Source organism: Nocardiopsis sp. MG754419 (assembly GCF_018207095.1).
GTDB lineage: Bacteria > Actinomycetota > Actinomycetes > Streptosporangiales > Streptosporangiaceae > Nocardiopsis.
In genome coordinates this window covers 1-23,865 of the sequence record NZ_QOCZ01000087.1, presented here as the reverse complement: position 1 = coordinate 23,865, position 23,865 = coordinate 1, and the positions used below count along the sequence as shown (strand labels likewise).

Sequence of the window (23,865 nt, the reverse complement as noted above, 5' to 3'; positions counted from 1 at the left end):
TCGCGATCATCCCGACGCTCGTGCGAACGACCACCACGGTCATCACGACGCTCGAAGGAACGACCACCACGGTCGTCACGACGATCGTCGCGGCCACGGAAACCGCCGCGATCACGGTCATCGCGGCGCGGTCGGTCATCACGGTCGTAGCGGCCTCCGCCGCCACGTCGGTCGTCACGGCGGTCCCGATCTCCCCGGAACCCGCCACGGTCACGATCGTCGCGGTCGAAGCGTCCGCCACCCCGGCGGTCGTCGCGACGGTCTCGGTCGTTGCGTCCGCCACCCCGGCGGTCGTCACTCTGGTGGGGGCGACGGCCTCGGCCGCCGCGGTCGTCATGGTCGCCGCGCTCACCGCGCGGGGCGTGTCCGTCGCGCCGCTCACCGCGGGGACGTTCGTTGTCAGTTGTGCTCACCGGTGTCGTCAAGACCTTCGATGTCGTCGGGGAGGAACGGTGCCAGATCGGGCAACTCGTCGAGGCCGCGCAGGCCCAGCCGTTCCAGGAAATAGGAAGTGGTCCGGTACAACAGCGCACCGGACTCGGGGTCGTGACCGGTCTCTTCGATCAGGCCCCTCAGTACGAGGGTACGCATGACTCCGTCGCAGTTGACCCCGCGCACGGCGGAGACCCTGCCCCGGGAGACCGGTTGGCGGTAGGCGACCACCGCCATCGTCTCGAGGGCGGCCTGTGTGAGCCGCACCTCCTGCCCCTCCTTGAGGAAGTGCTCGACGATGTCGGCGCACTCGGGGCGCGTGTACACACGCCACCCCTCGGCCACCGCCCGTAGGTCGAAACCGCGACCCTGTTCGGTGTATTCCCGGGACAGGTCCTCCAGGGTGCGGATGACCACATCGAGGGGAACGTCCAGGGCCCGGGCCAGATCGTACTCGGACACGGGCTGGTCCACGACCATCAGGACGGCCTCCAGGTCACGGCGCAGCGTGGGCGGTGCCTCGTCCTGTGCGAGCGTGTGTTCCGCGGTCATGTCCCCTCCCCCGTGTCGGCGGTGGCCTCCGCCTCGTCGTAATCGCTCTCCACCTCGACCTCGCCTTCGCCCCCGGTCCAGGTCACCAGCAGCGAACCGAGCGGCTCGGGCTGGTCGAAACCCACGTTGGAGGCACGGTACAGCTCCAGCAGGGCCAGGAAACGCGCGACGATCTCGAAGGTACCGGTGCAACCGACCGTCAGTTCGGCGAACGTCAAACGTCCGTGCTCGCGCAGTTCCGCGACCATGAGCTCCCCCTGCTCCCGCACGGAGGTCTTGGTCTGGTGGATGTGGGTGACCGGCACACTCGGCGGTTCCTTGGGGGTGAACACCTTCCCGGCGAGGGCGGCGAACTCCTGCGGGCCGAGCTTGAACAGCACGTCCGGGCGCATGCCGGCGAACCGTTCCTCCAGCGGGACCGCGCGGGCGTAGCGGCGGCCCTGGGTGGCCAGCCGGTCCCGCATGTAGGAGGCGACCTCCTTGTAGGCACGGTACTGGAGCAGCCGGGCGAACAGCAGGTCCCGGGCCTCCAGGAGCGCCAGGTCGGCCTCGTCCTCCACGTCGCCGCGGGGCAGCAGCCGGGCCGCCTTCAGGTCCAGCAGGGTGGCGGCCACCAGCAGGAAGTTGCTGGCCTGGTCCAGGTCCCAACCACCCTCGTGCGCGCGAATGTGCGCGATGAACTCGTCGGTGACCTGCGACAGCGAGACCTCGGTGATGTCCAGCTTGTGCTTGGAGATCAGCCCGAGGAGCAGGTCGAAGGGGCCCTCGAAGTTGTCCAGGTGCACCTGGAAGGCGTTCTCGTCGACACCGTCGACGTCGCCGCCGGCCGGGGCGGCACCCTCCCGGTCAGTCACCATGACGAACCCACGTCGTTTCACACATGGAACAAGGGTGGCACCGACCGGGACCACCCGGTGACAGGACGAGCCCGGGTCGACCGCTCCCCCAGCGGGCGACCCGGGCCCTCCACCTGTGTCAGTCCTCGCTCAGCCGGCGTACCAGCATGCTGCTCGATCCATGCTCCTCGAAGTCGGCCAGCAGTACCGCCACCGCCTCACGGACGAGACGGCCCCGGTCGGCCGACAGGCCGTGTTCGGCCCGCAGCGACAGCCGGGTCTGCTCCAGGGCGAGCAGTTCGGGTCCGGAGACATAGACGGTGATCTTCTCGTCGTGGCGCTGACGTCCGCTGGGCGCGGGCGCCCCACGGACGATCTTGGAGCCGCGAGCGGCGCCCTTCGTGCCCTTCGCGCTCTTGGCACCCTTGGTGCTCTCGGAGCCCCGGGCATCGTCGGAACCGTTCGTTCCGCGTGCGCGCTTCGGCGAGGAGACCTCGGTCGATTCGTGTCTTTGCTGTTCCGGTACCTGGTGCCGGTGATCGGTCTCCGGCAGTTCCGGTTCGGGACCGGAGGGGCGGAAGAACAACTCGTCCGCCCCGGGCAGCGTCACGCGCCGTGACCGCTGAGAGGCCACCTCGCCAGCACCTCCTTGGCCAGAGCACGATAGGCGTTGGCCCCGGCCGAGGACGAGTCGAACCTGGTGATGGGTTCGCCCGCCACGGTGGCGTCCGGGAAGCGCACGGTGCGGTTGATGACCGTCCCATAGACCTTGTCGCCGAACCCGTCCACGATGGTGGACAGCACCTCGCGGGCGTGCAGGGTGCGCGGGTCGTACATGGTCCCGAGGAAACCGTCGATGACCAGGTCCTCGTTGAGGCGTTCCTGGACCTTCTGGATGGTGTCCATCAGCAGGGCGACACCGCGCAGCGCGAAGAACTCGCACTCCAGCGGCACGATGACACCGTCGGCCGCGGTCAACGCGTTGACGGTGAGCAGGCCCAACGACGGCTGGCAGTCGATGAGGATGACGTCGTAGTCGTTGATGACCGGACGCAGCGCGCGACCGAGCATCTGCTCACGGGCCACCTCGCCGACCAACTGCACCTCGGCGGCGGACAGGTCGATGTTGCTCGGAATGAGGTCGAGACCGTCGATGTCCGTCTTGAGCAGGACGTCCTCGACCGTCACGTCCCGCTGCATGAGCAAGTTGTACACGGTCAGATCCAGCTCGCGCGGATCCAGACGGCCCAGCCCCACCGACAGCGCACCCTGCGGGTCGAAGTCGACCAGCAGCACCCGTCTGCCGTACTCGGCGATGGCGGCGCCGAGGTTGATGGTGGTGGTGGTCTTACCGACCCCGCCCTTCTGGTTACAGAGTGCTACAATCCGTGCCGGGCCGTGCTCGTCCAACGGCGCTGGCTCCGGATACGTGCGTTCCGGTCTCTTGGTGTGCAGATCCGCCCCCGTGTTGCGTGTCGTCCCCCAGGGGTTGTTCACCGGGTCGGCGAGTCCCTCCCCGCCGACGGGTGCGATGTTCGCCGCCTCGCCGTACTCCGACCAGTTCACAACCCTTGACCTCCCCTACGGACCGGCCACGGCCCGATGGGACTCTTGATGTCTCCACGACTGACCGCCGTCGGAAACTCAATATGTCGACAGCAACGTACCTTCGTGCGGCGACTCTAGAACGGCGACACGGCGCACTTCAACATGATCCGACGAGTATTCGTCGCCGTGCGTGCCCAGGGGGCCTGCCCGCACGTACCCTTCCTTCTCGTAGGAGAAGGGTACACACCAGACACCCTGCTCTCGGCCCGATCGCGCACGCCCGGGCCTCAGCCGCGTGATCCCGCGCACGCGTCGGAGCTCACCGTCGCGCCCTCGGATGGCTGGCCGCGTACACCTCGCGCAGCCGCTCCACGGTCACGAGCGTGTACACCTGCGTCGTGGTGACCGAACTGTGCCCGAGCAGTTCCTGCACCACACGGAGGTCGGCCCCGCCGTCGAGCAGGTGGGTGGCGAAGGAATGGCGCAGGGTGTGCGGGGAGATCCCCTCCACCCCGGCGCGTGCGGCCACCGCAGCCAGCAGTGCCCATCCGCCCTGCCGGGTCAGGCGTCCACCGCGTGCGTTGACGAACAGCGCGGGCCCGCCACGGCCGGAACCGGCCAGGGTCGGCCGTGCTCTGGTCAGGTAGCCGCCCAGCGCCCGCCGCGCGTGCGAGCCGAGCGGCACCAGACGTTCCCGGCCGCCCTTGCCGCGGAAGCGCACCAGCCCGGCCCGGTCGCGGGCCTCCAGAGCCTCGGCGACGTCGTCCACGTCCAACCCCACCGCCTCCGACACACGTGCGCCGGTGCCGTAGAGCAACTCCACCAGGGCGCGGTCGCGCAGGGACAGCAGATCGGCGCGGGAGTCGGAGGCCGGTGCCTCGTCCGGGCCCGCCGCTCCCAGAAGGCGTTCGACCGCCTCCAGGGGGATCGCCTTGGGCAGACGCAGGGGCGGGGCGGGCGGCGCCACCTCCACGGCGGGGTCGGCGGCCGCCCACCCCTCCCGCACCGCGAAGCGGTGGAGTCCGCGCACCGCCGCCAGTGTGCGTCCGGCCGAGGCGGCGCTCAACGGCGCGTGGTCCTCGTCCCCCTGCCGAAGAACCGTGAGGAAGCCGCCCACCCGACCGGCGGACACCTCCCCCAGATCGGCCACGCCGGAGGCGTGCAGGTACTCCACGTACCGGCGCAGGTCGCGCCGGTAGGCGGAGAGCGTGTTGACGGCCAGCGCCCGCTCGGCGTTCAGGTGGTCGAGGAAGGCCGCGCGGGCCCGCCCCAGGGGCCCCCGCTCGACCTCCTCGTCCAGGTCACCGGGGCGTCCGGGGCGCGGCGTCTCCTGCGCGGATCCGGTCACGGTCCTCCCCCGGTTCAGTGGTCGAGGGCCACGGACAGCGACGCGAACCCGTCCCCCACCGCGGCGTGCGTCGCCAGGACCCCGATGAGCGTCGCACCGTTGTGCAACCGACCGTCGAGCACGGCGCGCACCGCGTCCTCCAACGGCAGCCACTCGGCGGCCAGGTCGGTCTCCTCGTGCTCGCGCACGAAGTCGATCTCCTCCTCGGGCACCTCGGTCAGGTCCCGGGCGAGGAACACGTGGATGCGCTCGTTGGAGAAACCGGTGCTGGGGAAGAAGTCGGGCAACGTGTGCCAGGTGGCCGCGCGCAGTCCCGCCTCCTCCAGCAGTTCCCGGCGGGCGGTGGCCAGTGGCCCCTCCCCCACCTCGTCCAGCAGGCCCGCGGGCAGCTCCCACAGGGTGTGCCCGGTGGCGTGCCGGTACTGGCGCAGCAACAGCACACGGCCCCGCTCGTCCAGAGCCACGATCGCCGCGGCACCCGGGTGGTCCATGTAGTCACGGGCGGCGACGGTGCGACCGACACCAGCGGCCCCGGGCATCTCCACCCAGTCCGTGCGCATGCCGCACTTGGCCCCGCGGAACCGCTCCTCGGAGCGTTCCACCGGCCACGACTCGGGGGCGTCCGCGACCCGCGCGTACGCCCCCGTCGTCTCGTTTGCGACCCGGTCGGTCATGCGGCCCCTCTCCAGGCTCGGGCCCCGCCGACCGACCGTGCCCGCTCAGGACTCCTTGTGCTCCAGAGCAGCGGAGACGAGCCCGCGGAAGAGCGGGTGGGCGTTGGTCGGACGGGACCGCAGCTCCGGGTGCGCCTGCGTCGCGATGAAGAACGGGTGGACGTCCCGGGGCAGTTCCACGTACTCCACCAGCTTGCCATCGGGAGAGAGCCCGGAGAACACCAGACCCGCCTTCTCCAGGTCGGACCGGTAGGCGTTGTTGACCTCGAAGCGGTGCCGGTGACGCTCGGACACCTGCTCCCGACCGTCGTAGAGGTCACGGACCAGGGTGCCCTCGCCCAGCTCGGCCGGGTACAGGCCCAGACGCATGGTGCCGCCCATGTCGCGGTCACCCGCGACCACGTCCTCCTGGTCGGCCATGGTGGCGATGACGGCGTCGACGGCCTTGTCGTCGAACTCCAGGCTGTTGGCACCCTCCAGCCCCAGCACGTTGCGGGCGTACTCGATGACCAGACCCTGCAGGCCCAGGCAGATGCCCAGCAGCGGGAGCCCGTTCTCACGGGCGTAGCGGATGGCGCCGAGCTTGCCCTCGATACCGCGCACACCGAAGCCGCCGGGGATGAGGATGCCGTCGGCGCCGTCCAGCTCGGCGGCCGCGCCCGAGGGGCTGGCGCAGTTGTCGCTGGCCACCCAGCGGATGTTCACCCGGGTCTCGGTGGCGAACCCACCGGCGCGCAGGGCCTCGCTGACCGACAGGTAGGCGTCGGGCAGGTCGATGTACTTGCCGACCATGGCGATGGTGACCTCGTGGTCGGGCTGGTGCACACGGCGCAGCAGCTCATCCCACTCGGTCCAGTCCACGTCGCGGAAGGGCATGCCCAGGCGGCGCACGACGTAGGCGTCGAGACCCTCGCGGTGCAGCACCTTGGGGATGTCGTAGATGGAGGGGGCGTCGGGGGTGGAGACCACGCCGGCCTCGTCCACGTCGCACATGAGGCTGATCTTGGACTTGAGGCTCTGCGTGATGGGCCGGTCCGAGCGGCACACGATGGCGTCGGGCTGGATACCGATGCTGCGCAGGGCGGCGACCGAGTGCTGGGTGGGCTTGGTCTTCATCTCCCCGGACGGGCCGAGGAACGGGATGAGGGACACGTGCAGGAAGAAGCAGTTCTCCCGGCCGATCTCGTGGCGGATCTGGCGGACCGCCTCCAGGAAGGGCTGCGACTCGATGTCGCCGACGGTGCCGCCGATCTCGGTGATGACGATGTCGACGTCGGGGGCGTCCATCGCGTAGATGCGCGACTTGATCTCGTTGGTGATGTGCGGGATGACCTGCACGGTGTCACCGAGGTAGGCGCCCTGCCGCTCCTTGGCGATGACGCTGGAGTAGATCTGGCCGGTGGTGACGTTGGCCGACGCGGACAGCTCCACGTCCAGGAAACGCTCGTAGTGGCCCACGTCCAGGTCGGTCTCGGCGCCATCGTCGGTGACGAAGACCTCGCCGTGCTGGAAGGGGTTCATCGTCCCCGGGTCGACGTTGAGGTAGGGGTCCAGCTTCTGCATGGTGACCCGCAGGCCCCGCGACTTCAGGAGTCGGCCCAGGCTGGAGGCGGTCAGGCCCTTGCCGAGACTGGAGGCGACGCCGCCGGTAACGAAAAGGTGCTTGGTGGTCGCGGCGGATGCCAAAGTGTTGCTCCCGTGGTGTGAGTGGCTACGGCGGGCTCAAACGAGCCGAGCGGCCGTGCGGTGGTCCGGGTCCGAGCGGCGGCGATGCCGTTCCAGCACGTAGGACTCCACGGGGCACCAGGATAACAGGCCCTCCGTTCGCCCACACCGGGGAACGTCTCCCCACGCCGCACTGTTCCCCATCACCACCTGCGCGATCACCGACAAGGGCCGGTGCTGCGGCACTCTCGCGTGTCGGCCCCGCCGGCCGGGTGGCGAAGGCAACACCGAGCATCGGACGGAAGGAACGCTACCGTCCTCCCCCGAATGCCGCACTCGGTGCCGAGGACACCGCGGGCGCGAAGTGATCCTCGCCCCTGGGGGCCGAGGGGTGGAACACGGGCGGCTCTGGGGCCAGGCGGCTCCTCCCCCTCAGAGGGGTCGCGTGGGCGCGCTGGACCGCACCGTGGGGGATGTGCGTTCGGGTGCCCGTGGGCCTGCTCTCCGCGACCCGGGGAGGGCCCTTGGGTGGGATCGCGAGGAACGGGCCCGCCCCGAAAGTCCCGAAGGCTCCCGCGCCGCCGTCAGACGTCCGGACACGGGCCGAAGCGCGGCGGAGGCCCCGAGCCGCACAGCGGTGGCCACCGGTGCGGGTCAGGCCGGGAAACCCCGGGCCCGGCCCAGGTACGCGGGCGGGGCCTTGTCGAGGCGTTCACCCATCCAGTCGCCCAGGGCCGCCGCCTCGGTCAGGCTCACACCGGTGCGCAGGCCGCTGCGGTGCAGCAGGTACAGCAGGTCCTCGGTGGCGATGTTGCCGGTGGCCGCCGGAGCGAAGGGGCAGCCGCCGAACCCGCCGAGGCTGGAGTCGAGCACCCGCACCCCCTCCTCCACGGCGGCCAGCGCATTCGCGTAGCCGGTGTTGCGGGTGTTGTGGAAGTGGCAGCGCAGGGTCCGCCCGGGCGCGACCTCGGCGGTCCGGCGCAGCAGCTCGCGGACCTGGAAGGGCACCCCGACCCCGATGGTGTCGGCCAGCGCGATCTCCACGGCGCTCGTGTCGGCGATCCGGCGCACGACCTCGGCGACCCGCTCGGGGGCGACCTCCCCGTCGAACGGGCACCCGAAGGCCGTGGACACGGTGACGCTCAGCGGTACACCGGTGCCCTGGAGGGCCCTGTCCATGTCCGTGAGGGCGTCGAGCATCTCGTCGACCGTGCACCCCTGGTTGCGGACGCAGAACCCGTCGGTGGCCGGCACGGCGACGTTGACCTCGGACACCCCCGCGGCCAGGGCGCGGTCGAGGCCACGTCGGTTGAGCGCCAGACCGATGAACGAGACCCCGGGTTCGCGTCGGACCCCGGCCATGATCTCCTCGGCCCCGGCCATCTGCGGCACCCGCTTGGGGTTGACGAAGCTGACCGCCTCGATCCGCCGCACCCCCGCGTCGACCGCGCGGTCGATCAGTGTGATCCGATCCTCGACCGACAGCACGGTGGCCTCGTTCTGGAGACCGTCGCGCGGACCCACCTCCACGATCTCCACGTGCTCGCCGCCCTCGGGCCCACGGTCGGTCATCGGATCCACCTCTCAGGCACCGTCGCGCTCGCGCGCCCAGGCCTTGCTCTGTCGCACCACAGGGGGCGTTCTTCCGTCGGGGCCTCGGCGAAGCGTGTTCACCGTGGACCCACGGAGGGATCGACGGTGGGCGCGCGAGGAACGAGCCGACCCACCCACGGTCCCGACGGTTCCCGCCGCGCCACCGGGCGTTCGCGCAACGGCCCGAGGCAACCGGCGGAGGCCCCGGGGCTCAGGCTAGTCGAGGGGCTTCGTGAGCCTCGTCACCGGGGGCGGGAACGCGGCCGTTCCCCGCCCCGTGAGGGTGCTCCCCGCGCCGGTGACCGGGTGCGGGGTCAGCGCAGGGCCAGCGCGGGCCGGACCTCCCAGGTGGTCCACACCGGGCGGTAGCCCATGCGGTGCCAGAACGGCCCCGACAACGGGTTCATCGCCGCGTAGTTGAGCACCGACACCCCCACCCCGTGGCTGTCCAGGGCCTGGTGGGCCTGGCTGACCAGGGCGGTGCCGATCCCGTGGCCGCGCTCGGCGGCGGTCACGACCCCGTAGCCGATGTGCGCGATCGGGCGGGCCCGCACGAGCGACTTGGCCCAGCGCGAGCGTTCGGGCGGCGACACCCAGAGCAGTCCGACGGCGCGGCCCCGGCGTTCGGCCAACCAGATCCACGAGCGCGAGCGGTTGAGCGCCCGCGCCGCGACCTCACGGGTCTGTTCGGCGGTGTCGGGCTGCAGGAACACGCCACCGAAGTTCTGTTCGTACCGGTGCTCCTCCATCAACAGACCGACCACCTGGGTCAGGTCGCTGATGTCGGCGAGGCGGATGGCCACGTCGCGCGGTGGCAGCGACGGCGGCACCCCCCGGCGGCGCTGACGCGCCGCGAGCACGGTGTAGGGCTGTAGGCCGTGGCGTTGCAGCGGGATGATCCCCGCGACGTCACGGGCCGGCCAGCTGACCAGGGCGGCGGACTCCGAACCGGTACCGGTGGGCAGGTCCTCCAACTGGTCGCGCCAACTGGTGAGCAGCGAGTCCAGCGCGCGGCCGGGCTCGGGGCCACCGACGATGGGGGTGAGCCAGTGCTGGTCGGGAACGCCCCAGATCCGACCGACCTCACCCGGCTGGTACCAGGTGTAGTGCATGCTGCCCGCGGCGACGGTGTGACCATCCTCGTCGCTGACGGTCAGGAGCGGGTAGGAGTTGGGGGCGAACCCCACGGGTTCGGGCAGCAGGGGGTCCGACTCCGCCCAACGTTGGGCGGCCGAACGCACCAACGGGTCGAGTCCGATGTCGCCCCCGGGCGACTCATCATGTCGCACCCGTGCGACATAACCGCTCATCCACCCCTCCCCTAGCGGGTTCCTGTCAAGCGAACACCCTCGGTCCTCGCGCGGTCCGGGCGGCTGGTGCCGTCGCACCGCATCGCCCCACGGTCATCGCGCCCACATCGCGGACATACCGGCTTCGTGGAGACCAGAACGACCGTACCGCCTTATCGGTGCCTCGGTACACGGAACCGGCGAACCGGGTGAAGGTCCGGCGCCGACCGGCACCGCCCTTCGTGCGCCGCGCCCGCGCGAGCGGGTGAACGCGCTCCACGGTAACGGATCGAAGGTCACTCTCGGGTGGCGGGTCGGTGAATCCACCGACACGAAGTCGCCTGCGCCACAGGGGATCCCGGGGCGGGGACGGCTCAGCCCTCGGCGTCGCCGGACGCGTTGACGGTCGTGTTGCGCCCCTGGTTGATCACCTCGGGGTCACCCTCGGCGAAGGTGATCTCGTTGTCCACGCCCGCCAGGACGATCTTCTCGGCGCTGCCGATCTCGACGACCGAGCCGCGACCGGTGGCGCGCACCACACCGCAGGCCCCGTCGAGAACGACGGTGGCGCGGTCCGCGGTGACCACGACCTCACGTTCGGCACAGTCGACCCGCACGTCCGCCTCGTCGTCGACCACGCGGATCACCTCGTCGTCGATGACGTTGCCCTCGGGTTCGGTGGCGGCGTCGTGCCCCTGCCCCTGCTCCGCCCCGTGGGCGGGGTCGATCTCCTCCGGAGAATCCCGGTCCGCCCCACAGCCGGCCACCAGGGAGCCCAGCAGCACCACGCCCCCCACACCTATGAGCACCCGACCGGTCATGGAACTCCCCCAACAGAAAACGGCAATCAGGACATACCCCTTGGGTGAAGCCCAAGACTATGTCACGCTCAGGTAACTGTGCGACCCAAGCGTTCTGTGATCGTTTCCTTACCGAGACCGATGAAGGGGGTCTGCCACGGGATCCCGCGGGCGTTCGTCGGGCGGGTGCACCCGCCCGACGAACGCCCTTGCGGTCACTGCACCCCGGCCGCGTCCATGCCGCGGAGTTCGCGCTTCAACTCACCGATCTCGTCACGCAGCCTGGCCGCGAGCTCGAACTGAAGGTCCGTCGCCGCCTGGTGCATCTGCTCACTGAGCTGCTCGATGAGCCCGGCCAGTTCCGCCCGCGGCATGTTCGCCACGTCGGCCTTCTCTCCCAGGGCCGGCACCGGCGCCTTGGCGTTCTTCTGCCCCTGCCGGTACCCGGTCGACATGAGCTCCTCGGTGTCCACGTCCTCGCGGTTGAGGGTGTCCAGGATGTCGGCGATCTGCTTGCGCAGCGGGGTCGGGTCGATGCCGTGTTCGGCGTTGTAGGCCAACTGCTTGTCCCGGCGCCGGTTGGTCTCCTCGATCGCCGCCCGCATGGAGTCCGTCGTGTTGTCGGCGTACATGTGGACCTGACCGGCCACGTTACGCGCCGCACGACCGATGGTCTGGATCAGCGAGGTCTCCGAACGCAGGAAACCCTCCTTGTCCGCGTCCAGGATGGCCACCAGCGACACCTCGGGCAGGTCCAGGCCCTCGCGCAGCAGGTTGATGCCGACGAGCACGTCGAACTCGCCCACACGCAGCTCGCGCAGCAGCTCCACCCGTCGGAGCGTGTCCACCTCGCTGTGCAGATACCGGACCCGGATCCCCAACTCCGCGAAGTAGTCGGTCAGGTCCTCGGCCATCTTCTTCGTGAGCGTGGTCACCAGAACCCGCTCGGACCGCTCGGCCCGCTCCCGGATCTCGTGCACCAGGTCATCGATCTGCCCGTCGGTGGGCTTGACCAACACCTCCGGGTCCACCAGGCCGGTCGGGCGGATCACCTGCTCGACCACCTCACCGCCGCTCTGACGCAGCTCGTACTTGCCCGGGGTGGCCGACAGGTACACCGACTGCCCGATCCGCTCGGTGAACTCCTCCCACTTGAGCGGCCGGTTGTCCAACGCCGACGGCAGACGGAAGCCGTGGTCGACCAGGGTGCGCTTGCGCGCCGCGTCGCCCTCGTACATCGCGCCGACCTGCGGGACCGTCACGTGCGACTCGTCCAGGACCAGCAGGAAGTCCTCGGGGAAGTAGTCCAGGAGCGTGTTCGGCGCGCTGCCCGGCTCACGACCGTCGAAGTGCCGCGAGTAGTTCTCGATCCCCGAACAGGTCCCCAGCTGCCGCATCATCTCCAGGTCGTGGGTGGTGCGCATGCGCAGTCGCTGCGCCTCCAAGAGCTTGCCCTGACCCTCCAGCTCGGCCAGACGCTCGCCCAGTTCCGCCTCGATCGAGGTGATGGCCCGTTCGGTGCGCTCCTCGCCGGCCACGTAGTGCGAGGCGGGGAAGATGAACATCTCCTGGCTCTCGCCCAGGACCTCTCCGGTGAGCGGGTGCAGCGTCAGCAGCCGCTCGACCTCGTCACCGAACATCTCGATGCGGATCGCCAGCTCCTCGTAGACCGGGATGATCTCGATGGTGTCCCCGCGCACCCGGAACGTGCCGCGAGTGAAAGCCATGTCGTTGCGGGCGTACTGCATCTCCACCAACCGCCGCAGCAGGTCGTCCCGGTCGACCTCCATGCCGACCGCCAACTGCGCCATCCGGTCCACGTACTCCTGGGGCGTGCCCAGACCGTAGATGCACGAGACCGAGGCGACCACGATGGTGTCGCGCCGGGTGAGCAGCGAGTTGGTGGCCGAGTGCCGCAGCCGCTCCACCTCGTCGTTGATGGACGAGTCCTTCTCGATGTAGGTGTCGCTCTGGGGGACGTACGCCTCGGGCTGGTAATAGTCGTAGTACGAGACGAAGTACTCGATCGCGTTGTTCGGCATCATCTGCCGCAACTCGTTCGCGAACTGCGCGGCCAGCGTCTTGTTCGGCTGCATCACCAGCGTCGGCCGCTGGAGCTGCTCCACCGTCCACGCCACCGTCGCCGTCTTACCGGTACCGGTCGCTCCCAACAGCACCGTGTGCCGTTCGTCGTCCCGTACCCGTTCACTGATCCGCGCGATCGCGCTCGGCTGGTCTCCCGCGGGGGTCATCTCCGAGACGACCTCGAACGGGGCCTCACTGCGTTTGATGTCGCTGACCGGTCTCACTAGGCCTCAATCCTCCGTCGAACCACGGACCGCCCGTCCGTCCCCTTGTCCCAACGCTACAGACCACCTCTGACATCCCTGCCCCGGACGGTCGCACCGCGTTACCATCGAAGTGAGCGAGAAGTGCCCGACAAGTGAGGTACACGCCGTGTCCCATCCTTCTAGGCCCACCTTCGATCCAGCTCTTCCCGACAGCGTCATCGAACGGCTGCGCGCCCATAGCGACCGGCTCATACCCGCCTCCCAACCACCGCCCGGGCATCCCACCTGGCGGGAGAGCGCGCTGGCCCTCCTGCTGGGGACCACCTCCGCCGGTGTCCTGGCCCTCCTCGTGGAGTCCCTGGCCGTCCCGCTCATGGTCCTGCTGTCCCTGGGCGGCACCCTGCTCCTGCTCGGACTGATCTCCCGAAGGGGCAGCGTCTCCGACGACTGGCCCGACCTCATCATGCACGCTTTCTGGGCGCTGCCCACCTCGATCGCCGGGGTCCTCGGCGCCCACTGGGTCCTCTCCGGCGTCCTCGGCTCCGGCCTCCCCGGCGACCCGGCCCTGGCCGCGCTCTTCCTCACCACCGGCGCCGCCGGGGGCGCCGCGATCATGCGCCCGGGGATGACCGCCCGTCTGGCCGCCGAACACCATGGCAGGTACGTCCTACCCGAGGACTTCGGCCGCCCCTCCGCGTTCGCCGGTCGGCGCGAGGAGCCCGAAGCCCACCTGTTCACACGGCTGCAGCAGACCACCGACCGGGTGGAGGAGGGTCGTCGTGTCCTCGGCGGCTCCTTCGACGCCTCCCGGACCCTGCCCCTGTTACGCGAGGAGGAGTGGCGGCTCTCCCAGGAACTGCTCCGATTACGCTCCTTACGCCGCGAACTCCTCCAACGCCGCAAGGACGCCGTCTCCGACCAGGTCACCCGGGCCCTGGAACCGCAGACCGAAGCCGTGGCCCGGGCGCACCGGGCCCTGGCACAACGCGTCGACGAACTGGCCGCCTACGGCGAACGCGTCCACGCCGCCGTCATCGCCCACTACGAGTGGGAACAGTGCCAGGAGATCGCCGACCGGGCCGCGGACTACGCCGATCTGGCCCTCACCTCCGGTCAGGACCCCTCGCCCACCGAGGAACTCGACTCAAGCATGCTGAGCGTGCGCGCGGCGCACAGCGTCCGCGAGGAACTGGTCCGCGAGGCCGTCCAGGCCGGGACCTTCCTGTCCCGGGCGATGGACGACGCGCCCTCCCCGGAGGACCCGGGTCCGGAGGATCCCGCGTGAGTCCCTCGGGACCCGAGCAGGGGTGGCCGGTGGGATCGTGAGGAACGCGCCCTCCCACCGCGGGTGCCGTGGGTGCCCGCCACGCCGCCGCGCACCCCGACAGGCGCCGACGCGCAGCGCGGGCCCTGAGAGGCCAGGCCCTAGCCGGCGCGTTCTCCGAGCTCGGCCCACAGGCCGGCGACCCGTTCGGCCAGGTCGTCCCGCGTCCCGGAGTTGTCCACCACGACGTCGGCCGCGGCCAGCCGCGTCTCGCGGTCGGCCTGGGCGGCGATGCGGGCCCGCACCTGCTCGCGCGGCATGCCGCGGTCACGGGCCACCCGTTCCACCCTGGCCTCGTCGGGGGCGTCGACCACGACCACCACGTCGTAGAGCGACTCCAGGCCGTTCTCCACCAGCAGGGGAACGTCGTAGACCACGATCTCCACGCCCGAGGCCAGCGCCTCCTCCATCAACCGGCCACTGCGCTCACCCACCTTCGGGTGGACGATGGCGTTGAGCCGCGCCAGCCGGGACTCGTCGGCGAACACCACTTCCCCTAGGGCCGGCCGGTCCAGCCGACCGTCGGGGGTGAGCACGTTCTCCCCGAACTCCGCGACGATCTCGGCCAGTCCGGGCGTGCCCGGTTCCACCACCTCCCGAGCCAGAGCGTCGGCGTCGATGACCACGGCCCCGTAGGAGGCCAGCGCGGCCGACACCGCGCTCTTGCCCGAACCGATCCCGCCGGTGAGTCCCACTTTCAGCATGTCCGCACCCTAGAGGCCGCGCCGTCCCGTCCTCACACCGACCCCGCCGTGACCTGGTCCAGTTCCTTGCGCATGTGCACCATCACCAGGTGGTCGGCGACACGCTCCCGGTGCGTCTCGGCGTACCCCAGCCTCCGGTACAGGCGCTGCTCGGTGGTGTTCTGCGCCCCGGCGAACAGCGTCAGCGCGGCCAGGTCCGGGTGCCGCAGCCGCAGCTCCTCCTCGACCCGGGTCATCAGGGCACGCGCGATCCCCCGTCGGCGCATGTCGGGGGCGACGGCCAGCCGCCCCACCACCCCGGTGGTACCGGTGGTCACGGCGCGGACCACCCCCACCGAACGGTGACCGACCACCGCTTTGAGGACCAGGGAGTCGTCGGCGGTGAGCTGACGCTCCACCCGGGACAGGCCCTCGGTGAGCGGGAGGATGAAGGGGTCCCCGTAGGCCTGCGCCTCGTCGACGTAGGCGGCACGCTGGAGGGTGAACAGCTCCCCCGCGTCCTCCACGGTGGCCGGGTGGATGTCGAACACGTCGCCTCCTTGTGCGGTCCCCGTCCCCTCGGGGGTACACACGCACCCTAGGGCCTCGAAGCGACGTGGGCGTACTCTCGACCCATGGTGAGCAGCGAGGCCGACGACGTCGACCACTACCTGGCGGAGATCCCGGACGCCCATCGGGCGGCCATGGAGGGTCTACGGGACCTGTTCCGGAGCGAGCTCGGCGGGTTCGCGGAGGTGATGGCCCACGGGATGCCCACCTATCGGCGCGACGGCACCGTGAGCGCCGGATTCGCGCTGCAGAAACGGTACGTGTCGATCTACGTGCTGCGTGAGGACGTCATCGCGGCCTTCGCCGACCGGCTCGCCGGCCACGACCGGGGCAAGGGGTGTCTGCGTTTCCGCCGTCCCGAGGACATCGACACCGACCTGGTCCGGGACCTGCTCCGGGCCGTCGCCGCGGGCCCCGGCCCGGTCTGCTGATCGTGCCCGGCCCCCGGCACACGGCGAGGGGCCGCCCCCGTGATGGGGACGGCCCCTCGAACAACCGTCACTCGGGCCGGAGCCCGGCGGAGAAGGCCTAGGCCTCGCCGCCCGCGAGCTTCTCGCGCAGAGCGGCCAGGGCCTCGTCGGAGGCCAGGGCGCCGCTGCTGCCGGAGTCGGAGCCGGTGGAGGTGCCGGTGCTCTGACCGCCACCGGTGTACTCGTCCTCCTCCTCCGGAGCAGGAGCGTTGGCGGCGTCGGCCTCGGCCGCACGCGCCTCCTCGACCTGCTTGCGGTGAGCCTCGAAACGAGCCTGCGCCTCGGCGTAGCTGCGCTCCCACTCGTCCCGCTGAGCCTCGAAGCCCTCGAGCCACTCGCCGGACTCGGGGTCGAAGCCCTCGGGGTACTTGTAGTTGCCCTGCTCGTCGTAGTCCGCGGCCATGCCGTACAGAGTGGGGTCGAAGTCCACCTGGTCGGGCGAGACGGCCTCGTTGGCCTGCTTCAGCGAGAGGCTGATGCGACGGCGGTCGAGGTCGATGTCGATGATCTTGACGAAGATCTCGGTGCCGACCTGGACGACCTGCTCGGGCACCTCGACGTGGCGCTCGGCCAGCTCGGAGATGTGGACCAGGCCCTCGATGCCCTCCTCGACGCGCACGAACGCACCGAACGGAACCAGCTTGGTGACCTTGCCGGGAACGACCTGGCCGATCTGGTGGGTCCGGGCGAACTGCTGCCACGGGTCTTCCTGGGTCGCCTTGAGCGACAGGGAGACGCGCTCGCGCTCCATGTCCACGTCGAGAACCTCGACGGTGACCTCCTGGCCCACCTCGACGACCTCGCTCGGGTGGTCGATGTGCTTCCAGGAGAGCTCGGAGACGTGCACCAGGCCGTCGACGCCACCCAGGTCCACGAAGGCACCGAAGTTGACGATCGAAGAGACGACGCCCTTGCGGATCTGGCCCTTCTGCAAGGTGTTGAGGAACGTCTGGCGCACCTCGGACTGCGTCTGCTCGAGCCAGGCGCGACGGGACAGGACCACGTTGTTGCGGTTCTTGTCCAGCTCGATGATCTTGGCTTCGAGCTCACGGCCCACGTAGGGCTGCAGGTCGCGCACACGGCGCATCTCGACCAGGGAGGCGGGCAGGAAGCCGCGCAGGCCGATGTCGAGGATGAGACCACCCTTGACGACCTCGATGACGGTGCCGGTGACGACGCCGTCCTCTTCCTTGATCTTCTCGATCGTGCCCCAGGCCCGCTCGTACTGAGCGCGCTTCTTGGACAGGATCAGACGGCCTTCCTTGTCCTCCTTCTGGAGAACGAGGGCTTCGACCTGGTCGCCGACGGCAACGACCTCGCCGGGATCGACGTCATGCTTGATCGACAGTTCCCGGGAGGGGATGACACCTTCGGTCTTGTAACCGATGTCGAGCAAGACCTCGTCTCGATCGACCTTCACGATGGTGCCCTCGACAATGTCACCGTCGTTGAAGTACTTGATGGTCTCGTCGATCGCCGCGAGGAAGGCTTCCTCGGACCCGATGTCGTTGACCGCTACCTGGGGTGTCGAGGTGGCCTCGGTGCTGCTCGTCATTTGTGGGTGGACTCCGGATACGGACAGGAACAGGAAATGGGCACGCCGCGGGATCGGGCTGTTCGATCCGTCGTCCAGAAGCAAGAAGCAGGGCCACATGCACGGAACGAGCCGTCCGTGACCGCCGACTACCGGGTCCAGAGTGGAGACCGATGCGGTGCAACCCTTCGCCCCCTACGGAGACGACAGACGCACGCACGAACCCACAACGCTCAGGCCAGAATATGAGACAAGGGCGTCCTGGTCAATCGGAACCGAGGGCCACCGACCCGGCGAAGGCCATAATGGCCGCAATTTACAGGAGCACAGTGGCCAAGATCAACTAGGCGGCGTCGCATGTCCGACCGCGCTTACCGACCCGTAGCCCGCACCTCGCCGAACCGTACGCGGAACCTTCCGAAAAAACCTGCGCCGTCAGTCCATCGGAGGGCGCGATCGGGCGCGTTTGACCGCGCCCCGCTGCCGCTTGGCCTCCACACGACGCCGCGCCGCCCCCTTGGACGGACGGCGTCGGCGCCGCTCGGGCGGCGGAGGCGCGATCGCCTCCGCCAGCACCGCCGCCAGCTTCTCCCTGGCCTCCGCCCGGTTGCGCGCCTGCGACCGGTGGGTCTGCGCCGACACCGTCAGCACGCCGTCGACCAGCCTCCCCTGGAGCCGTTCCAGGGCCCGCGCCCGGCGGGTCGCCCCCAGGGCGGCGCAGGAGGCCACGTCCAACGACAGCGACACCCGGGTGTCGGAGGTGTTGACGTGCTGACCTCCCGGCCCCGAGGACCGCGAGAACCGCCATGTCAAGGCGTCCGCGGGAACGGTCACGGGCCCCACGGCCAGACCCTTCGTGGTCTCGTCCTGCCCGGCCACCGTTCTCACCTCTCCTGGGTCGTCGAGGACCCGTCGTCATCGACCCCGTCGCACGGGATCGTCCGTTCGGACGCCGGCGGGAGCACCGCGGACCACGAGGGTCCGGCCCCAGCCGGCGTCCGCCATCGGAACGCGGCCTCGGCCCGGGGCGGCTCAGTGCGCGGCGTCGTGCCAGTTCTGCCCGCTGCCGACCGAGACGCCCAGCGGGACCTGCAGATCATAGGCGGACCCCATCTCGTGCGTCACGAGGTTTTCGACCGCCTCGCGCTCGCCCGGCGCGACCTCCACCACGAGTTCGTCGTGCACCTGCAGCAGGACCCGGGAGTCGTGCCCGCCCTCGGTCAGCGCGGCGTCCACCTGGAGCATGGCCACCTTGATGATGTCGGCCGCCGACCCCTGGATGGGCGCGTTGAGCGCCATGCGCTCGGCCATCTCGCGACGCTGTCGCTGGTCGCTGGTCAGGTCCGGAAGGTACCGGCGCCGCCCCAGGATCGTCTCGGTGTACCCCACCTTTCGAGCCTGCTCCACCACCTCGTTGAGGTAGTCGCGCACCCCGCCGAAGCTCGCGAAGTAGTCCTCCATGAGCTTCTTGGCCTCGTCCGGGGCGATCCCCAACTGCTGGGAGAGCCCGTAGGCGCTCAGCCCGTAGGCCAGGCCGTAGCTCATGGCCTTGATCCTGGAACGCGCCTCGCCGTCGACCTCGTCCACCTCGATGCCGAACACCTGCGAGGCCATCTGCGCGTGGAAGTCGTAGCCGCTGTTGAACGCGTCGATCAGCGCCTGTTCCCCGGACAGGTGCGCCATGATCCGCAGTTCGATCTGGCTGTAGTCCGCCGTCAGCAGCTCCTCGAAGCCCTCGCCCACGACGAACGCCCGCCGGATCCGACGCCCCACGTCGGTGCGCACCGGGATGTTCTGCAGGTTGGGGTCGGTGGAGCTGAGCCGCCCGGTCGCCGCCACCGTCTGGTTGAAGGTGGTGTGGATCCGCTCGTCGTCCGCGATCGTCTTGATCAGACCCTCGACCGTGGTGCGCAGCTTGGTCTGGTCGCGGTGGTGCAGCAGCACCCCGGGAAGCTCGTTGTCGGTCTGCAGGGCCAGCCACGCCAACGCGTCGGCGTCGGTGGTGTAGCCGGTCTTGATCTTCTTGGTCCTCGGCAGCTCCAGGTCCTCGAACAGCACCTGCTGCAACTGCTTGGGCGAACCCAGGTTGAACTCACGGCCCACGATCTCGTGCGCCCGCGCCACCGCGGCGCGACCCGCGGAGGCGAACTCCCCCTGAAGCTCCTCCAGGTAGGGGCGGTCGGCGGCGATCCCGGCCCGCTCCATCCGCGCCAGCACGTCCACCAGCGGCAACTCCACCTCGCGCAATAGGTGCGCGCCACCGCGCTTGTCCAGTTCCGCGGCGAGCACCACCGCCAGGTCACGGGTGGCCGCGGCGCGCACGGCCGTCACGCGCCCGCGCCCACCGTCGCCCTGCTCCCCCAGGTCGAGGCTGAGCTGGTCGCCGTCGGTGTCCTCCTCCAGTTCCCGACCCAGGTACTTGCGGGTCAGGTCGGTGAGGTCGAACCTGCGCTGCCCCGGCTGCACGAGGTAGGCGGCCAAGGCGGTGTCACTGACCACTCCGCCCAGGGTCCACCCGTGGGCGCCCAGGGCCAGGAGCGCGCCCTTGTACTCGTGCACCACCTTGGGGCGGTCGGCGTCGGCGAGGAAGGCCGCCAGCGCCTCGTGGTCGGCACCGTCCAGCCGCGTGGGATCCACGTACAGCGAGGCACCGCCCGCCACGGTGATCGCGAGCGCGTCCACCCGCCCGGTGCCACGCCCCCAGGTGGCCTCCAGGGCCACCCCGGCCGGGGCCTGGGCGGTGACACCCTCGGCGGAGGCGTGCGCGGTGAGCCAGGCGGCGACCTCGCCCGTGTCGGCGGCGGTCACCTCCACCTCGAAGCCCTCACCGGAGGCGTGGGAGTCCCCATCCTCGGCGGACTCGGCGGTGCGCACCACCGCGTACAGGCGGTCGCGCAGGTTGGAGGCGAACTCCAGGTTGTCGAAGAGCGCGTCCACCCCGGCCCGGTCGGTCTCGCCCAGCCCGAGAGCGCCCACCTCCATGTCCAGGGGGACGTCGGTGACCAACCGGTTGAGCCGCTGGTTGCGCAGCACGTCGGCCAGGTGGTCCCGGAAGTTCTGGCCCGCCTTGCCCGTGACCTCGTCGGCCCGCTCCACCAGGGCCTCCAGGGACCCGAACTTGGCGATCCACTTCGCGGCGGTCTTGGGGCCCACCCCCGGCACACCCGGCAGGTTGTCCGCCTTCTCGCCCACGAGCGCGGCCAGGTCCCGGTACCGCTCGGGCGTCACGCCGTACTTGTCCTCGACCGCGGCCGGGTCCATCCGGCGCAGGTCCGACAGGCTCTTGCCCGGGTAGAGCACCGTGCAGTCCTCGGTGACCAACTGGAAGGCGTCCCGGTCACCGGAGGCGATGAGCACCTCCATACCCGCCTCGCCCCCCTGGTGGGCGAGCGTGGCGATGACGTCGTCCGCCTCGAACCCGGGGGCGGACAGGTTGGCCACCCCGATCAACCGCATCAGGTCCTGGGTCAGCGGCACCTGGGAGGGGAACTCCGGCGGTGTCTCCGAACGGCCCCCCTTGTACCCGTCGTACTCCTCGTCCCGGAACGTGGGGCCCGACAGGTCCCACGCCACCGCGACGTGCGTGGGCTCCTCGTCGCGCAACAGCTTCACCAACATGGAGGCGAACCCGTACACGGCGTTGGTCGCTTGCCCGGTACTCGTACCGAAGTTCTCGACGGGCAACGCGAAGAACGCGCGGAAGGCCATCGAGTGGCCGTCCAGAAGGAGCAGGCGGGGGCGTCCGCCGTCGGCCGGGGCTGTCTGTTCGGGGGTCTCTCGCTTGGTCACCACAGGGGAAATCTTAGGATGCGCTGCGGACACTCCGTGGCCATCGCCGCGGGAACACGGCCTCGTGTCCGGGAGGTTCGACCGGGTACGAGGCCACCTGACCGGATCGGAAGGCACCACAATGAGCACGCAGGCCCAGGAACTGAAGGAACTGTTGGAGTCCGGAGCGCTCACCGGCGGTCTTCTGGAGACCATGGGCATCGAGGTCACCGAGGCCACTCCCGAGCGTGTCGTGGGCCGTATGCCGGTCGAGGGCAACCGCCAACCCTTCGGTCTGCTGCACGGCGGCGCCTCGTGCGTCCTCGCCGAGTCCCTGGGGTCGATCGGCTCCACCGTCCACGCGCACGCGTTCGGCCGCGTCGCCGTGGGGATCGAGATCAACGCGACCCACCACCGCTCCGTCACCGAGGGACACGTCACCGGCGTGGCCACCCCGGTGCATCTGGGCCGCACACTCGCCACGTGGGACATCACCATCACCGACGACGCGGGCAAGAAGGTGTGCACGGCGCGCCTGACCTGCATGCTGCGCGAGGCCCCCGCGAACTGAGCCCCGGAGCGTCCGCCGCGCGGCGGATCCGCAGCCACCGCCCGACCGTCGCCTGACCAGGCCGCCCGGTGGAAACGGTTCGACGGTCGGGCCCCGTCATGCCGAACGGTCATGACAGATTGCAACCGCGCGACCGATAACGGTCACATTCGTCCAGAATCCAGGACCAAGAGGCCTCTCCTTGACCACAGCTTCATAACGGCATGAAAGCGAGTCGGACGCAACCCCCGTCTCCCGCTTCCCGGGGTGGAACTTCCATGATTAAGCTCCACTAAAGCTCCTGATTAAGTCATGCCACACTTCGCGGACATCAGGACGCATCTGCATCATCGGCACGGCTGCACCACGCAGTCAGTGCACCGCCGGTTGAACGGAGTGACCACGATCATGGCAAGCAAGAAGGTCCTAGGACTCACTGCCGCGACCGCGGCCCTAGTGCTGGGGCTGACCGCGTGTGGCAACGGCGACGACGGCGGCAACGGCGGCGGCGATTCCGCGGGTGAAGAGTTCACCTTCGGCATCATCTACCCGCAGACCGGCGCGCTCGCCTTCCTCGGCCCGCCGCAGATCACCGCCGCCGAGTACGCGATCTCCGAGATCAACGACGCCGGCGGCATCCTCGGCACCGAGGTCCCCGACATCGTCGAGGGTGACGAGGCCGCCGACGGCGCCCAGGCCAACGAGGCCGCCAACAGCCTCGTCAACAGCGACGTCAACGCCGTCATCGGCGCCGCCGCCTCGGGTATGACCCAGGCGATCTACGACACCGTCACCGGTGCCGAGATCGTCCAGTGCTCGGGCTCCAACACCGCGCCCGACCTCACCGACATCGACGACGGCGGCTACTACTTCCGTACCGCCCCCAGCGACCTGATGTCCGGTCCGGTCATGGCGCGCGAGATCGTCAACAACAACCAGACCAGCGTCGCCATCGTCGCCCGCGCGGACGACTACGGCAACGGCTACCTGCAGGCCGTCCAGGACGAGCTCGAGGCCCTCGGCGCCGAGGTCGCCCTGACCGAGACCTACGACCCCGACGCCACCAACTTCGACAGCGTCGTCAACGCCGTCAACAACGAGGACCCCGACGCGATCGCCCTCATCTCCTTCGAGGAGGGCGGCCAGGTCATCGCCGAGCTGCTGGAGAGCGGTGTCGGAGGCGACCAGCTCTACATCACCGACGGCCTCAACAGCCCGGACCTGGGCACCACCGTCAACGAGGACGACCCGTCCATCGTCGACGGCATCACCGGCATCGCCCCGGGTGCGGACAACCCCGAGTTCAACGAGGGGCTCCGCGCGTTCGCCCCCGACCTGGACGTCTTCCAGTTCGCCCCGCAGGTCTACGACTGCGTCACCGCGATCGCCCTGGCCGCCGAGGCCGCCGACTCGGTCGACCCGAGCGTCTACGTCGAGCACCTTCCGGAGATCAGCCGCCCCGAGGGCACCGAGTGCTTCTCCTTCGGTGAGTGCCGCGACCTGCTCGCCGACGACGAGGAGATCGACTACCAGGGCACCAGCGGCAACATCGACTTCGACGACAACGGCGACCCGACGTCGGCCACCTTCGAGATCTTCGGATTCGACGGTGAGACCCACGAGGTCACCGGCTACGAGGAATACTCGATCGCAGAGTAGATCCACCCGACGCCGCCTCCCCGGATAGCGGAGTCACCGGCATCGACACGACACCGCTCCGGGGGTGCGGGGCACCCGCCCCGCACCCCCGGAGTCGTTCCCCCACGGCACGGCCGCATCCCCGCGCGCCGTGCCTCGTCATATCCGAACGGAAGTGACCACGCCCATGCCACGCACCCGAGCGCTCGGCCCGAACGCGACGACCACGGCACCGGCCCTCGCCCCCGCCGTCCGTGGCGACGACGTCGCCGCCGAGGCGGCACGGGCCCCACACGGACG

At 70.0% G+C, this 23,865-nt stretch carries 21 protein-coding genes; 4 read left to right on the top strand and 17 right to left on the bottom strand.

Translation table 11 applies throughout. From position 1 onward, the window contains the following. From DSY14_RS17270 to uvrB, 12 genes are all read right to left on the bottom strand, one after another. The coding region (locus DSY14_RS17270; RefSeq protein WP_211717609.1) for a hypothetical protein at positions 1-298 on the bottom strand (298 nt) is incomplete at its 3' end. A 101-nt stretch (positions 299-399) separates the two neighbouring features. After that, positions 400-984, bottom strand: coding sequence for an SMC-Scp complex subunit ScpB (gene scpB, locus DSY14_RS17265; RefSeq protein ID WP_211717608.1), 585 nt, complete (start codon positions 982-984; stop codon positions 400-402). After that, a complete protein-coding gene (locus DSY14_RS17260) occupies positions 981-1,841 on the bottom strand; it encodes a ScpA family protein (protein ID WP_211717607.1) in 861 nt (286 codons plus the stop codon). Before DSY14_RS17260 ends, scpB begins: the two co-directional genes overlap by 4 nt. A gap of 118 nt (positions 1,842-1,959) precedes the next feature. Continuing rightward, positions 1,960-2,454, bottom strand: coding sequence for a hypothetical protein (locus DSY14_RS17255; RefSeq protein WP_307851257.1), 495 nt, complete (start codon positions 2,452-2,454; stop codon positions 1,960-1,962). After that, positions 2,427-3,386, bottom strand: coding sequence for a ParA family protein (locus tag DSY14_RS17250; RefSeq protein WP_211717606.1), 960 nt, complete (start codon positions 3,384-3,386; stop codon positions 2,427-2,429). The genes DSY14_RS17255 and DSY14_RS17250 overlap by 28 nt, the downstream gene beginning before the upstream one ends. Positions 3,387-3,687: 301 nt before the next feature. Then, entirely contained in the window at positions 3,688-4,668 is a 981-nt protein-coding gene (locus DSY14_RS17245; protein WP_211717610.1) for a site-specific tyrosine recombinase XerD, read from the bottom strand. Between the two features lie 62 nt (positions 4,669-4,730). Then, positions 4,731-5,390 carry an NUDIX hydrolase gene (locus DSY14_RS17240; protein WP_211717605.1) on the bottom strand — a complete coding sequence of 220 codons (660 nt, stop codon included), beginning with the start codon at positions 5,388-5,390 and terminating at the stop codon, positions 4,731-4,733. 45 nt (positions 5,391-5,435) lie between these two features. Then, positions 5,436-7,076 carry a CTP synthase gene (locus DSY14_RS17235; RefSeq protein WP_211717604.1) on the bottom strand — a complete coding sequence of 547 codons (1,641 nt, stop codon included), beginning with the start codon at positions 7,074-7,076 and terminating at the stop codon, positions 5,436-5,438. Positions 7,077-7,709: 633 nt separating this feature from the next. Continuing rightward, on the bottom strand, positions 7,710-8,627 hold the full coding sequence (locus DSY14_RS17230; RefSeq protein WP_211717603.1) for a hydroxymethylglutaryl-CoA lyase: 918 nt from the start codon (positions 8,625-8,627) through the stop codon (positions 7,710-7,712). A 335-nt stretch (positions 8,628-8,962) separates the two neighbouring features. Next, a complete protein-coding gene (locus DSY14_RS17225) occupies positions 8,963-9,958 on the bottom strand; it encodes a GNAT family N-acetyltransferase (RefSeq protein WP_211717602.1) in 996 nt (331 codons plus the stop codon). Between the two features lie 353 nt (positions 9,959-10,311). Beyond that, the gene (locus DSY14_RS17220; protein WP_211717601.1) at positions 10,312-10,758 is read right to left on the bottom strand and encodes a DUF3060 domain-containing protein; all 447 of its coding nucleotides are present in this window, start codon (positions 10,756-10,758) and stop codon (positions 10,312-10,314) included. A 194-nt stretch (positions 10,759-10,952) separates the two neighbouring features. After that, positions 10,953-13,046, bottom strand: coding sequence for an excinuclease ABC subunit UvrB (gene uvrB / locus DSY14_RS17215; RefSeq protein WP_211717600.1), 2,094 nt, complete (start codon positions 13,044-13,046; stop codon positions 10,953-10,955). Positions 13,047-13,194: 148 nt separating this feature from the next. On the opposite strand from uvrB, the gene DSY14_RS17210 reads away from it, so the two are divergent. Further along, positions 13,195-14,313, top strand: a complete 1,119-nt coding sequence (locus DSY14_RS17210; RefSeq protein ID WP_211717599.1) for a hypothetical protein — start codon at positions 13,195-13,197, stop codon at positions 14,311-14,313. A 140-nt stretch (positions 14,314-14,453) separates the two neighbouring features. Here DSY14_RS17210 and coaE read toward each other — a convergent pair whose 3' ends face one another. Then, the gene (gene coaE / locus DSY14_RS17205; protein ID WP_211717598.1) at positions 14,454-15,056 is read right to left on the bottom strand and encodes a dephospho-CoA kinase; all 603 of its coding nucleotides are present in this window, start codon (positions 15,054-15,056) and stop codon (positions 14,454-14,456) included. A 32-nt stretch (positions 15,057-15,088) separates the two neighbouring features. Further along, on the bottom strand, positions 15,089-15,586 hold the full coding sequence (locus DSY14_RS17200; RefSeq protein WP_211717597.1) for a GNAT family N-acetyltransferase: 498 nt from the start codon (positions 15,584-15,586) through the stop codon (positions 15,089-15,091). A gap of 84 nt (positions 15,587-15,670) precedes the next feature. Here DSY14_RS17200 and DSY14_RS17195 point away from each other — a divergent pair, with 84 nt between their 5' ends. Further along, complete coding sequence (locus tag DSY14_RS17195) at positions 15,671-16,036, top strand: iron chaperone (RefSeq protein ID WP_211717596.1); 366 nt, start codon at positions 15,671-15,673, stop codon at positions 16,034-16,036. Between the two features lie 97 nt (positions 16,037-16,133). On the opposite strand, the gene rpsA is transcribed toward DSY14_RS17195, so the two are convergent. The 3 genes from rpsA to polA all read right to left on the bottom strand — a co-directional run bounded on the left by rpsA (position 16,134) and on the right by polA (position 21,401). Beyond that, positions 16,134-17,630, bottom strand: coding sequence for a 30S ribosomal protein S1 (gene rpsA / locus DSY14_RS17190; RefSeq protein ID WP_211717595.1), 1,497 nt, complete (start codon positions 17,628-17,630; stop codon positions 16,134-16,136). A gap of 414 nt (positions 17,631-18,044) precedes the next feature. Then, a complete protein-coding gene (gene arfB, locus DSY14_RS17185; RefSeq protein ID WP_211717594.1) occupies positions 18,045-18,488 on the bottom strand; it encodes an alternative ribosome rescue aminoacyl-tRNA hydrolase ArfB in 444 nt (147 codons plus the stop codon). Between the two features lie 153 nt (positions 18,489-18,641). Further along, positions 18,642-21,401, bottom strand: a complete 2,760-nt coding sequence (polA, locus tag DSY14_RS17180) for a DNA polymerase I (RefSeq protein WP_211717593.1) — start codon at positions 21,399-21,401, stop codon at positions 18,642-18,644. Between the two features lie 118 nt (positions 21,402-21,519). Between polA and DSY14_RS17175 the strand changes: the two genes are divergently transcribed. After that, positions 21,520-21,948 carry a PaaI family thioesterase gene (locus DSY14_RS17175; RefSeq protein WP_211717592.1) on the top strand — a complete coding sequence of 143 codons (429 nt, stop codon included), beginning with the start codon at positions 21,520-21,522 and terminating at the stop codon, positions 21,946-21,948. 387 nt (positions 21,949-22,335) lie between these two features. Further along, positions 22,336-23,586: an ABC transporter substrate-binding protein gene (locus tag DSY14_RS17170; RefSeq protein ID WP_249188033.1), complete on the top strand. Its 1,251-nt coding sequence runs from the start codon at positions 22,336-22,338 to the stop codon at positions 23,584-23,586. Positions 23,587-23,865: the final 279 nt, after the last annotated feature.